This window comes from Cellvibrio sp. GW822-FHT04B05 (genome assembly GCF_058800985.1).
Map to the genome: position 1 here is coordinate 46,144 of NZ_JBXAMU010000003.1, position 12,898 is coordinate 59,041.

The following is a 12,898-nucleotide window of genomic DNA, read 5'->3' on the forward strand; positions in this document are numbered from 1 at the left end:
GTGATGCAGATATGGGTTTTTACACAGAAATAGCCGGAGTAAACGCGCGCAGCACTTACCGCGGTTATGCTCATGGCGCAAAATTTGGGTGCGAGTCAGAAATATCCTGCTGCGGAAGTTGGGAATTTTTGTGCGGGGTTGTAAAAGAGAGTGGGACAAAAAAGCGCGCCGGTTTAAGGGCGCGCTGCTGATAAATGAGTATTAAAAATAGATGATAATTCAAATACTGATCCGGATAACAAGCTAGATAGGCAAATACTTTTGCAAGAAATTTTCCATCGCTTCAAAGGTCTGCTGGCGGTCTGGCAAATAATCCAGGTAGTGGGTGCCATCTTCCAATTCCACATACTCGTAAACCTTGCCTTTATCTTTCAGCGCATCTGCCATAATCCGACTTTGCACTACGGGTACGGTAGTGTCATCTTTACCGTGAATCAGCAAAATTGGAATTTTAACTTTTTCAGCCATGCGTACCGGCGAGGTTTCTTTTAACTGGGTTTTGTCTTCACCAAATTGTTTGCGTGCAGTGTTTTTGTTGGTGAAGTTGCGGAAACTATCGCGCATTCTTACCAGATCTGACATACCCGCGAAACTGATGGCACACTGGAATAGATCTGGCGTTTTGGTCGCGCCCATCAGCGCTGCATAACCACCGTAGCTGGCGCCGACAATACACACTTTTTTCGGATCGGCAATTTTTTGCTCGACCAGATATTTTACTGCATCTTCCAGATCATCCTGCATTTCCAAACCATAACCGCCTACCGCCTGCATCATGAAATTATGACCGTAGCCGGAGGAGCCGCGGAAGTTGGGCTGGAAAACAACGTAGCCGCGATTCGCCATATAAGTGGAGAACATATCAAAACTTTTTCCGTCCTCACTCATAGGGCCGCCGTGAGGGAGGATAATGGTGGCGGTTGGTTTATTCGGGAAATTTTTCGGCAGCGATAAAAATCCTTCCAGGGCTAAACCATCGCGCGCTTTGAAGGTACGCGATTCTTTTTCCACTAATATTTCTTTGGTTAAATCCGGATAAGTTGCCGCAATGGGTACAAGGCTTTTTTCATCGCGATTGCCGAAAAAATACGTGCCCGGATTGGTATTGTTGGTGGTGAACATTACGTACTTGCGTGCATCGTCGCTCATGCTGCCGATGTAGTTACGCGAGCCAGCCAAGGCTTTATCCAATCCGGCCTGGAATGCTTTGAATTCTCTGTTCCAGAATACACTTTTGGAATTACCATCGTTGTAATAAAGCCCTACGACTTCTTTAAGTGCGGTGGAGTAAATCAAACGGCCAGTCACGTCGTAGTCGGGATCGCTCAACATCAATTCACGCGGATAACCGGGCTCGGACAAATCCACTTTATACAGCGCCTGACGACCTTCGTGATCGGCAAAAATAAATAATTCGTTTGGATCATTGCCGAAACCGGCGATACTGATATCCGGTTCATCGAACACCACATATTCCCAGGCCACTACCCATTTTTGCGTTGCGTTATCTAACAGCTTGTAAGTGACTTTGCGTTTTTTATCATCGTAGTGTTCACCGATACGCACATTGCCCGCACGGTCTGCATACCAGGAACGCACGCTCGTAGAATGTTTTTTCACGCGTTTTAATTTACCGGTGTACACATTGGCTTTGTAAACGGTTTGATGCAACGGCATTTCGCGATCCACGCTCAGTAATACGTGGTCGTTATCATCCGGCAGGAAGCTGATAATGTTGTCCTGGAATTGGCTAACCCAACCGGCGTCTTCATCCGGTTTTACCAGGGTGATCATTTTGCCGGGTTTTTTGGCATCGGTCGCCAGCAAGCGTGTCTGCATATATTTCACGCCGTTGGGCATACGGCTATCAAAACGTAAACTCATTAACAGGCGATCATTGTTAGCCCAGCTGACCCAATTGAATTTGAATTGTTTGTTATCCGTTTTGGTGGGATAAAATGTTTTACCGGTGGCGATATCCAATACCATCACCACCGTATCGCCGCCGACATTTTTCAATGCCAGCAAGTGCGTGCCATCGGGTGATAGCTTGATGTCTTCAATCATCGCGTCATTGTAAAAAACGCTAAGCGGCAAGGGAACGTGTTTTGAAGCTGCGTCAGCAGCGTTGACTGGTGTTATGGCGAAAGCCAATACCAGCACCAGCAGCGCACCCAATGGGCGGCCAGCGAGAAGGGGAAGGTGCATATCTGTGTCCTTTGGTTTATTGCTATTGTCGTTGGTAAACCGGCAGTTTCAATCCTTGGGCATCGGGTTCCTGAGCGGTCCGCTCTTACCGGGTCCTGTCACAAGCAATACAAAGCTGCACCGGCGCATTATAAGCTGCATTTAGGCGCCAATCCACTTATCGATAAGTGGCGTAAATTGGCATCTGGCTAAATTAAGTTTCATTTAAGCAAGCATGGTTAACCTGATCAGCGTCAAGGCATTTTTTATTAACCGATTCAGGAGCTTTACCATGAAAACTACCGCTAAATACTTGTTACTTACCAGCCTTGTTACTTTCACCCTGGGTGCACAAGCGCGTGATCTGGGTCCGGATGAAGCGCTGAAATTGCGTGATTCTGGTAGCATCCAGTCTTTCGAGAAACTGAATGAGTTGGCGCTGGCGCAACACCCCGGCGGCACTGTGCGCGAAACCGAACTGGAAAATAAATGGGGCCGCTATATTTACCAACTGGAAGTGATCGATAGCAAAGGCATTGAGTGGGATGTGGAGTTAGATGCAGCCACCGGCGAGATTTTGAAAAACCATCAGGATGAGTAGTAGTTACACTTCATCTATCAGCCAAAATATAATTTATGAAACCAATGCGAGTAAGACTGCGAACTGCAGTTTATGTTTGTCTCTCCGCGCTGGCCTTGTGGGTCAGTAGCGGAGTCAGCGCGCGCGATTTATCGCAAGATGAAGCACTGCGCCTGCGCGAACAGGGACGCATTATTCCATTGGAAAAATTATTGGAGTTGGTCGCCCGGCGCCATCCGCAATCCAGGTTGTTGGAAGTAGAACTGGAAGAGGATGATGATATTTATATGTATGAAGTGGAGCTCGCTACGCGCGACGGCGTAGTGCGCGAGCTTGAATTTGATGCGCATACCGGCACCCTATTGAAAGATGAGGAAGACGATTAATGCGGTTGTTAATCGTGGAGGACAATGTGGCGCTCGCCGATGAACTGGTTGCGGATTTGCAACGCGCCGGTTACGCCGTGGATTGGCTGGCCGATGGTCGCGATGCACTTTATCAAGGCGCAACTGAACCCTACGATTTAATCCTGCTCGATTTGGGGTTGCCGGGTAAATCCGGGTTGGACATTTTGCGCGAGTGGCGCGCAACTGGAATGAATCGCCCGGTATTAATCCTCACCGCGCGCGATCACTGGGCCGAACGCATTGATGGTCTAAAGGCCGGTGCCGATGATTACCTCACCAAACCTTTTCATCCGGAAGAATTGCAACTGCGCATACAAGCGCTGCTGCGCCGCACTCACGGACAAGTTAACCAACCGCAACTGGATGTTGCCGGTTTGCAACTTGATGAAGCGCACCAAGTCGTGATTAAAGATGGAAACCCAATTGAATTAACCGCGGCCGAGTTTAGTTTGCTGCGCTATTTTATGTTGCACAGCGGAAAAATTATTTCCAAAAGCCAATTGAATGATCATCTTTACGATGGTGAAAGCGAGCGCGATTCGAATGTGATTGAAGTACACGTCAATCACTTGCGCAGCAAGTTGGGTAAAGCGGCCATCGAAACCAAACGCGGCCAGGGTTATCGTTTTCTCGGTGTCGATAATCCATGAGACGCCTGTTCAATTCAATCCAGCAGCGGCTCAGTGTCAGTTTGATTGCAGTGCTGATTTTGGTGGGATTGGTATTTGCGCAAATCAGCTTATGGTTGTTCGACCAGGGTCTGCGCCGCTATCTGGAAAATCACCTGCGCAATGAAACGGAATTATTGGTCGCCGCTCTCGCACGCGGTGCCAATGATATTGAACTGGATCAACGTCGCATCTCCGCAGTTTATAACAAACCTTTTTCCGGACATTATTTTGTTGTCGATCTGGATGGCCAGCAGTGGCGCTCGCGTTCGTCGTGGGATTATACGCTGCCGGAACCGGCGCAACCGGGTTTGATGCCGGTGTTGGCAGATGGTCCGCAAGCGCAGCAATTATTAATTGTGCGCGCCGATTATCGCCGCTTTGGAAAAAATATCCTTATCGTCGTTGCGCAGGATTACACGCCCATACTCGACAGTTTCCGTCGCGTGCAATGGATAGCGAGTGGTTTGGGGTTGGGTGCATTAATTTTATTGGTGTTATTGCAGCGCTATCTGGTTGCGTGTGCGTTGCAACCGCTCGAACACGTGCGCGAGCAAATCGCACAGTTGCAACAAGGACAACGTTCAACCTTGGATGCAAAAGTGCCGCAGGAATTGCAACCATTGGTGCAGCAAATCAATCATCTTTTACAACACACTGAAGACACGCTCACCCGCTCGCGCAATGCATTGGGTAATCTCGGACACGCCTTAAAAACGCCGCTCGCGATTTTATTCAGCCTCGCTAATCGCCAGGAATTAAATCATCACCTGGAATTGCGCGCGAGTTTACGCAACCAGCTTGAACATATGCAGCAGCGCATCAGCAGGGAATTGGGGCGCGCACGCCTCGCGGGTGAGGCACTGCCCGGCGCCTATTTTGATTGCGCGGCAGAAATTCCTGATCTGGTAAATACGCTGGCGCAAATCCACGGGCGGAATTTATCATTTACCTGGTCTGCGCCGGATAATTTACGCTTGCCCTGGGATCGGGAAGATATCTTGGAATTGCTTGGCAATTTGCTCGATAACGCCAGCAAGTGGGCACTGCAAAATGTGCAACTCAAGATCGCGCAAATCGATAATCATTTTATCTTGACGATTGATGACGATGGCCCCGGAATTGCGGCGGAATTGCGCGAACAAGTGGTAGCGCGCGGTACACGCATTGATGAGCATATCCAGGGCCACGGGCTGGGATTGGGCATAGTGCGCGATATAGTAGAGCACTGCAAAGGTGACTTCAGTTTGCACGATAGCCCGCTCGGTGGGCTACAGGTTGTAATTCGTCTGCCCGCCCCCAAATCCTAACCGGCCTTCGCAGTGGTTAACCATTAGCGCAATCGCTATAGTTCATCCATCTCCTATACGCGGTCGAAAAAACCGTTCCCACAGAAGAATATTTTATGCGCGGCATGCATACCTCAGGTTTATCCGTTCATCCCAATAATGAAACGCGCGCAGCCAGCGCGAAAATGAATTTGCGCCAGAGCATGGCTTACCTCTTACCCTATCTGTGGGATTTTAAAGGCCGGGTGATATTGGCCGTAGTCGCACTGCTTGCCGCCAAGGGTGCGACCCTGGTGATGCCCTGGGCGCTTAAACATATTATTGATGGTGTTGACCGCAGTCTCGCACCGGAACTGGCGTTACCGGCTTTTTTTATTTTGTTTTACGGCGCGCTGCGTTTTGCCAGCGTATTTTTTGGTGAAGTGCGCGATGCATTATTTAGCCGCGTTACCGAACATGCCATGCGCAAAATTGGTTTGCGCGTGTTTAACCATTTGCATTCACTTGAACTTGCATTCCATCTCGACCGCGCCACCGGCGGTATCAGCCGCGATATAGAGCGCGGTACCAATGGCATCAGTTTTCTGATGCGCTTTTTAATGTTCAATATCGTTCCCACCCTGTTTGAAATTATGATGGTAGCGATTATTTTCGCCGCTGCATTTTCTATCTGGTACGCGGTGATTACGCTTGTCGCGGTGGCGATCTATGTGATCTTTACCATCTACACTACCGAGTGGCGCAATAAATTTGTGCGCGAGGCGAACCAGGCTGATTCATCTACCAGTACCCGTGCGATTGACTCGTTGCTCAATTATGAGACGGTCAAATATTTTAATAACGAACAGCACGAAGCCGACACTTACGATAAGTTTCTCGCCAATTGGGAAAATGCCAAATTAAAAAACCGGATGTCGCTGCTGGCGCTTAACTCGGGTCAGGCATTGATTATTGCGCTGGCAATGACGGCGATGATGTGGATGGCGGCGCAAAGTGTGCTCGATAAAGAAATGACACTGGGTGATTTGGCGATGATTAACGCCTATATGATCCAGTTATTTATCCCGCTTAACTTTCTCGGTTTTGTCTACCGCGAAATTCGTCGCTCGTTAACCGATCTGGAAAATATGTTGGCGCTGCTCAAGCGCAGCCCAACAATTTCTGACAGTGAGGAAGCACAGCCATTGCAAATCAACAAAGGTACGATTGAATTCCAACAGGTAGAGTTTGGTTATCATGCCGAGCGGCCGATCCTCAAGCACTTTAATTTGCATATCCCCGCCGGTGCCAAAGTGGCGATTGTCGGTTCGTCCGGCGCAGGCAAAAGTACGCTGTCGCGCTTGCTCTATCGTTTTTACGATATTAATTCCGGCAGTATCCGGATTGATGGACAGGATCTTCGCGGGCTTACGCTTGACAGTTTGCGTCGCGCTATCGCCATAGTCCCGCAAGATACGGTGCTGTTTAATAGCAGCATCCGTGACAATATTGCCTACGGCAATCCACAGGCGAGCGACGAACAAATCGATCGCGCAATAAAAATGGCGCATCTGGAACAATTTATTAGTAGCTTGCCGGAGGGCGACAAAACATTAGTGGGCGAGCGCGGGTTAAAAGTATCCGGTGGCGAAAAGCAGCGTATTGCTATTGCGCGGGTATTGTTGAAAGGCTCGCCGATTTTGATTTTTGATGAAGCGACCAGCGCACTGGATTCCAATTCCGAGGCGGCGATTCTTACCGCAATGCGTGAAGTTGCCAGCGGCCATACCACGCTGGTAATCGCGCATCGTTTATCGACGGTAATCGATGCTGACCGGATTATCGTGTTGGATGCCGGTGCGGTGGTCGAGCAGGGAACGCACGCAGAATTATTGGAGCAGCAGGGAAAATATGCGCAGATGTGGACGATGCAATTGCAGGAGGGCGAGTAGCGCTTTCCGGACTATTTATGAAGGATGAAGTAATTCCGGATCGGATGTATAGCGGGGATATAACCGGGCCAGAAGAATCGGCCCGGTTAACAACGACTTAGTTTTTGGTCGCTTCTTCTACTTTTTCTTGTGCAGCTTCAGCAGCGTTTTCGATGGTAGCGGCAGCATCAGCAGCGCTTTCCTGAATCGCTTCACCGGTGGCTTCAGCAGTGTCAGCCGCGTCTGCTTTCAATTCAGCTGCCGCATCACCTACATCGTTCGCCGCTTCTTGCAAGGTGTCGCCAGCCTGTTCCAGCTTCTCAGCTGCCGCTTCTTTTGCTGCGTCGGTGGCGGTTTTTGGTTCTTCTTTAGCACAAGCAGTCAACAGACCTGCAGCTACCAGTAACATTGCCAGTGTGTGGATGATTTTCATTGTGTAATCCTTATGATTGATATGTGAATAGATTGCCTAAACAACAAGCAGTATGGTTGCCGGCTATGCTGCCCGTGGCGATTGCTATAGCCGCACGGCAGAGTCTATACCCATCGGCAAATCGATTAAAGAATAAATCCCGCAAAACAGTGGCAAAAAGGTGTAGCAAGATGATTTATTGCACTTTTTGATGCTGCGCCGTAGCACGTCTGACAAAAAGTTGTCGTGTTGTGGCACGATCATTTTTATATCCATTATCAGGCGGTAAATAAGCTGTGAGGCCCGGTGTGGTAGAAAATGCGCCCAGGATTATTATCAATAATTAACAATTGATTGGACAGGAAAACCTGATTAGTGCATCAGCAAAAAATGCTGCTATCAGGTATTATGAAAAATTGGTATTCAAATAGAGCTGTTCTACTTTTTCGCGTGCCCAGGGAGTCTTGCGCAAAAATTTCAAACTGGATTTCACACTGGGATCACTTTGGAAACAGCGGATATTAATTAACTCCCCCAATTCCTCCCAGCCGTAATGTTCGGCGAGGCGAGTGACAAGGGTTTCCAACGTCAGTCCATGTAAAGGATTATTTTTTTGTTCGGTCATGGATTAGTTCACCTTATTTATTCAATTATTGGGCGCAATTTTTTCTCATTGAATGCATACCAGAGTTGGCAGGCGATAACGCCGAGCACACCCGATAACATTAATAACGAAAACGGCATCGCAGTGCCGGTATAAAAATAAGCGAGCAGCGGACCGGCAAACGCGCCGCTGCCAAAACGCAGGGTACCCGTCACTGCAGTTGCGGTGCCTGAGTTGTGTGGAAATTTCATGATGATCAGCGCATCGGTATTGGTGGAAATCAAGGTGAGGCCGCCCATTAGTGGCGCGATACTGAATACACTAAACCAGATGTTTAAACCAAGGAAATTAAAGATACAGAGCAAAATTGCACTCACCAGCGCAACTGCTAGTCCCGCACGCAGCATGCGCAATGAACCATAGCGCGTAACCAAACGGCTATTAATAAAGTTGGCGATCATCAGGCAAATAACATTCACCCCGAACAACACGCTGAATACCTGCTCGCTCACACCAAAATATTTGATGTAGATAAACGACACGGCAGTAATAAAACAGAAAAAGGAAAACGAACCAAACATCATACTGGTAATCAGCGGACGAGCGAGCGGATTGGAAAAAACAATCTTATAGCCATTGAAAAAATTTCCGGTCGCTTTGGGTTGATCATTAATAGGTTTGCTTATCTCCGGCAACCATTTCCACACCAAGGTAAATATCAATGCGCCGTAAATCGCTAACACCGCAAAAATGCTGCGCCAATCACTCACCAACAAAATGGCGCTGCCGATACTCGGTGCAAGTAAAGGGGCGAGCATCATGATCATCGATAAATAGGACATGCCTTTGGCGGTGTGTTCCTGATACAAGTGTCGCACTATTCCAGGTACCACAACTGTCGCCGCTGCACCGCAAAATGCTTGCAGCGCGCGCAATACCAAAAAGTGGCTGATGTTATCGACAAGCGCAAGGGCAATACTGCAGAGAGTAAAGCCAGTGAGACCAAAAATCGCCAGCGGCCTGCGCCCGAGTGAATCGGCGAGTGGGCCAAACAGCAACATACCGACTGCATAAGCGGCGAGAAAAATACTGAGTGATTGCTGCACGCTGCCGATATGCGTATCCAGGTCATGCGCAATACCCGGCATCGCCGGCAAATACATATCCACTGCCAGCGGCGTAACCGCAATCACCGCCGCAAGCAGTACAATTAAAAACGGATGGGATTCTTTAGTCATGGGTCAGTCGCATTACAGAGGTAGTGTTAATGCTACGCGACCTTATTGCAATAAACGATGGGTTTTATCTTAACGAATCACACTGGAATTTCGATCATTGCGGATTGGCAACCGCTTGATCGCAATTGTTTTGCAGTTTGGTTATAGCATCGTTGTAAAGTGGTTTTAAAAGTTCCAGTTGTTTGTCGCCCAAATATTTTTGCGCAAACTCCCAAGGCGGCACGCCGTTGTTCCAATCGCAATTGACGACTGCGAGCGTCGCCAGATTTTGCGCAACTGATGTTTTCAAATAAGGGCGGTAATTTTTCTCTTGCACAAAGGAAGAAAATTTATCCAATTCAGCGACATAAAATTCTGCGCTCTTGTTGAAACTGACGCGATGTACACCCGCTTGTTCCATGATGGCTTTTACATAAATCGGCTTGAGCGCTGTTTGCGTCTTCGGCCAATCCTCCAGATTAAAACTGCCTGTTTGTGCGTAACTGTTTAATGCACTGACACTGAGTAGTAAGGGCAGGAGTAACAAGGTGTGGCGCATGAATGACATTGGTGATTCTCACAGGGGGACAAGTTAAGGGTCTAATTATACGCGAAGAGTCTGGCGCTTCAGCAAACCCAAGCGATTGACATTGATACAAAGGCGTGTAAACTGAGTTCCAGCTTGAAAGTACGTCTAATATTTATGCACCACATTTCGAAGTTCCAGTATAGTATTTCGTCCTGTTTACATAAGTAATTCCCACATTTCCAGCACAAACGCCCCTCGGGGTACACTTACTTTTGTATTAATAGGTAACACTATGTCTAAAACTACTACTGGCACTGTAAAATGGTTCAACGAAGCTAAAGGTTTCGGTTTCATCGAACAAGAATCTGGTCCAGACGTTTTTGCTCACTTCAGCGCTATTTCCGGTTCAGGCTTCAAAACCCTGGCTGAAGGCCAAAAAGTTAGCTTCACCGTGACCCAAGGCCAAAAAGGCCCACAAGCTGAAAACATTCAAGCTATCTAATTATCAGATAGCTTATCAGCGACCAAGGTTGCTGATGTAACAGCTTAAAAGGCGAAATCTTTGGATTTCGCCTTTTTTATTGCCTGTATTTTTTGTCCAGTGGTGTGGTACCGACTGACAAAGGTCATCAGTCTCCCGCGCAACCCTTGTATTTGATTGGCCGTCCCCAATTGTTCCCTGAGCTTGTTTATCGTTATCGGGAACCCACTAATGTTGTCTATTTCCTCGCCCTATTCATTATCGCCTGCTGCACCGCTCTCGCGCCGCCAGATCCTGCTGGATTTGATCCGTCCCTATCGTTTTCGTATTGCGCTGGCACTGTGCGCGCTGGTTGTGGCCGCTGCTACTGTGCTGCTGATCGGCCAAGGGCTCAAGCAGGTTATCGATAAAGGTTTTGTCGCGGGCAGCCCGCAATTACTTAATTATGCCTTGCTGGGATTATTGGGTGTGATCCTGGTGATGTCGGTAGCGACCTATTGCCGGTTTTATCTGGTGTCCTGGCTGGGTGAGCGGATTACTGCGGATTTGCGCCGTCGGGTGTTCGCCCATCTGCTGACGCTCTCGCCGTTTTTCTTTGAACAAAATCGCACAGGTGATGTGCTCTCGCGTTTGACCAACGATACCACCCAATTGGAGACAGTGATTGGCTCCAGCGTTTCTATGGCATTGCGTAATGCACTCTTGTTGATTGGCGGATTGGTGATGCTCGCTATCACCAGTTTGAAATTGACGGCGCTGGTGTTGCTGGCGATTCCCTTTGTGCTGGTGCCGATCATTGTATTTGGTCGTCGCCTGCGCAAACTCGCGCGCGCAAGCCAGGACAATGTTGCTGATGTTGGCGCTTACACCGACGAAGTGATCCACGAAATTCGCACCGTGCAAGCCTACGGACATGAAGATGCATCGATCATTGCCTTTAACCAGCGGGTTGAAAATACCTTTATGACCGGTGTTAAACGTATTCGCCAGCGTGCGTTGTTGGTCGCTGCGGTTATCACTCTGGTGTTCAGTGCCATTGCCTTGGTGCTGTGGGTTGGCGGCCATTATGTGTTGGAGGGAACACTGACCGGCGGTGAACTTTCCGCCTTTATTTTTTACGCGGTTGTGGTTGCCGGTGCGATGGGAACTATCTCGGAAGTGATTGGCGATTTGCAACGCGCGGCGGGTGCGACCGAGCGCTTGGTTGAACTGCTGGCAACACCATCAGCCTTGCCGTTAAGTGAAAACCCGCAAGCCTTACCTGTACCTGCACCCGGGCAAGTGGAAATGCGCAACGTGCAATTTGCTTATCCATCGCGTATTGATGCGCCGGTGTTCGATGGATTTAATTTGCAAATAAAGCCGGGCGAAAAAATTGCATTGGTTGGACCTTCGGGTGCCGGAAAAACAACGGTTTTTCAATTGCTGCAACGTTTTTATGATCCACTCACCGGTGAAATTTTGTTGGATGGTGTAGATCTGAAAAATGCTGATATCCAGCAAGTGCGCGAGCGAATTGCGCTGGTGCCGCAAGACCCGGTTATCTTTGCCGCAAGTGTGCGCGACAACGTTCGCTATGCGCGCCCGGATGCCAGCGACAGCGATGTAATCGCCGCGTGCAAAGCGGCATTTGCATTGGAGTTTATTGAGCAGTTACCGGATGGTTTGGATGCGTATCTCGGCGAGCGCGGTGTGCGTTTATCGGGCGGACAAAAGCAGCGCATTGCCATTGCGCGCGCGATTCTTGCGGATCGCCCGATTTTATTATTGGACGAAGCTACCAGCGCATTGGATTCGAATAGCGAACAGGTAGTACAGCAAGCGCTCGAAGTACTGATGGCAAATCGCACCACGATTATGATTGCGCATCGTTTATCGACGGTAGTGAATGCCGACCGGATTTTGGTGTTGCAGCAAGGCAAAGTTGTCGCCAGTGGTACACATACTGAATTGTTGGAAGGCAGCGAGTTGTATCGCCAATTAGCGCGCTTGCAATTCCAGTTGGATAATTAATGCGTCGAAATTTTTAGCCAAAATACCCAACGCCTTTTGCCATCATCGCGGCGCAGAACATGATGGCAACAACCGCAATTAACTCGATATGAATTAAGCGTCTGATGGTAATCAGGGTTGCATCGCTCACTTGTGGCAATTGTTGTTGCTTTAATACATTGCGCCAGGATAAAAATTTCACCGTGGGATAAATCGACAAAATCCCGACTAATGCAAACAGCGAAATTTTTACAATGAACGGCAGGCTGTGAAAATAATAGTCACTGCCTTTTTCAAAATGAAATACTCGCCCAAAGCCGATGATTAAAATGGTGATTGCCGAGAGTCCGTAAACCTGATCGATATTCAGAAGGGACTTGGCGGTATCGATACTGAAGGGTTTTCGTATCAGGACAAATTCATATACCAGGGCAGCAAATAATGAAAATGCAGCCAGGTGATGTAAAAAAGCCATCGTCCAATTAGTGAAAATTCCGCTCATAGTATTTCCTTGTGTGATTGCGACTGTATTGTTAATACTACCGCTACTGATGCGCTTTAATCTATCGACATAAAAAAACGGCAACCAAAAGGTTGCCGTTTTTTTATTGCGTGTTAAACC

Annotated in this window: 13 protein-coding genes; 7 read left to right on the top strand and 6 right to left on the bottom strand. The window is 48.4% G+C overall.

The annotated features are described in order from the left end of the window. Positions 1-243: 243 nt before the first annotated feature. On the bottom strand, positions 244-2,208 hold the full coding sequence (locus AC1RJL_RS10225; protein WP_492913575.1) for an alpha/beta hydrolase family protein: 1,965 nt from the start codon (positions 2,206-2,208) through the stop codon (positions 244-246). 271 nt (positions 2,209-2,479) lie between these two features. Here AC1RJL_RS10225 and AC1RJL_RS10230 point away from each other — a divergent pair, with 271 nt between their 5' ends. The 5 genes from AC1RJL_RS10230 (at position 2,480) to AC1RJL_RS10250 (ending at position 7,062) form a co-directional block, all read left to right on the top strand. Then, positions 2,480-2,788, top strand: a complete 309-nt coding sequence (locus AC1RJL_RS10230) for a PepSY domain-containing protein (RefSeq protein ID WP_492913577.1) — start codon at positions 2,480-2,482, stop codon at positions 2,786-2,788. Between the two features lie 35 nt (positions 2,789-2,823). Then, positions 2,824-3,153 (top strand): PepSY domain-containing protein, encoded by a 330-nt coding sequence (locus AC1RJL_RS10235; protein WP_492913579.1) that lies wholly within the window; start codon positions 2,824-2,826, stop codon positions 3,151-3,153. Next, entirely contained in the window at positions 3,153-3,824 is a 672-nt protein-coding gene (locus AC1RJL_RS10240) for a response regulator transcription factor (protein WP_492913581.1), read from the top strand. The genes AC1RJL_RS10235 and AC1RJL_RS10240 overlap by 1 nt, the downstream gene beginning before the upstream one ends. After that, on the top strand, positions 3,821-5,152 hold the full coding sequence (locus AC1RJL_RS10245; protein ID WP_492913583.1) for an ATP-binding protein: 1,332 nt from the start codon (positions 3,821-3,823) through the stop codon (positions 5,150-5,152). Before AC1RJL_RS10240 ends, AC1RJL_RS10245 begins: the two co-directional genes overlap by 4 nt. A 95-nt stretch (positions 5,153-5,247) precedes the next feature. Continuing rightward, entirely contained in the window at positions 5,248-7,062 is a 1,815-nt protein-coding gene (locus AC1RJL_RS10250; RefSeq protein WP_492913585.1) for an ABCB family ABC transporter ATP-binding protein/permease, read from the top strand. Between the two features lie 97 nt (positions 7,063-7,159). On the opposite strand, the gene AC1RJL_RS10255 is transcribed toward AC1RJL_RS10250, so the two are convergent. From AC1RJL_RS10255 to AC1RJL_RS10270, 4 genes are all read right to left on the bottom strand, one after another. After that, positions 7,160-7,474, bottom strand: coding sequence for a hypothetical protein (locus AC1RJL_RS10255; protein WP_492913587.1), 315 nt, complete (start codon positions 7,472-7,474; stop codon positions 7,160-7,162). Between the two features lie 385 nt (positions 7,475-7,859). Beyond that, entirely contained in the window at positions 7,860-8,078 is a 219-nt protein-coding gene (locus tag AC1RJL_RS10260) for a VF530 family protein (protein ID WP_492913589.1), read from the bottom strand. A 17-nt stretch (positions 8,079-8,095) separates the two neighbouring features. Continuing rightward, complete coding sequence (locus tag AC1RJL_RS10265; protein WP_492913591.1) at positions 8,096-9,295, bottom strand: Bcr/CflA family multidrug efflux MFS transporter; 1,200 nt, start codon at positions 9,293-9,295, stop codon at positions 8,096-8,098. A gap of 94 nt (positions 9,296-9,389) precedes the next feature. Continuing rightward, a complete protein-coding gene (locus AC1RJL_RS10270; RefSeq protein WP_492913593.1) occupies positions 9,390-9,842 on the bottom strand; it encodes a hypothetical protein in 453 nt (150 codons plus the stop codon). Positions 9,843-10,095: 253 nt separating this feature from the next. Here AC1RJL_RS10270 and AC1RJL_RS10275 point away from each other — a divergent pair, with 253 nt between their 5' ends. Both AC1RJL_RS10275 and AC1RJL_RS10280 read left to right on the top strand, forming a co-directional pair. Further along, the gene (locus AC1RJL_RS10275) at positions 10,096-10,305 is read left to right on the top strand and encodes a cold-shock protein (RefSeq protein WP_062057542.1); all 210 of its coding nucleotides are present in this window, start codon (positions 10,096-10,098) and stop codon (positions 10,303-10,305) included. A gap of 210 nt (positions 10,306-10,515) precedes the next feature. After that, complete coding sequence (locus AC1RJL_RS10280; protein WP_492913596.1) at positions 10,516-12,297, top strand: ABC transporter transmembrane domain-containing protein; 1,782 nt, start codon at positions 10,516-10,518, stop codon at positions 12,295-12,297. A 13-nt stretch (positions 12,298-12,310) separates the two neighbouring features. Here the strand turns inward: AC1RJL_RS10280 and AC1RJL_RS10285 are convergent, their stop codons facing one another. After that, positions 12,311-12,778, bottom strand: coding sequence for a DUF2214 family protein (locus AC1RJL_RS10285; RefSeq protein ID WP_492913598.1), 468 nt, complete (start codon positions 12,776-12,778; stop codon positions 12,311-12,313). Positions 12,779-12,898 lie beyond the last annotated feature (120 nt).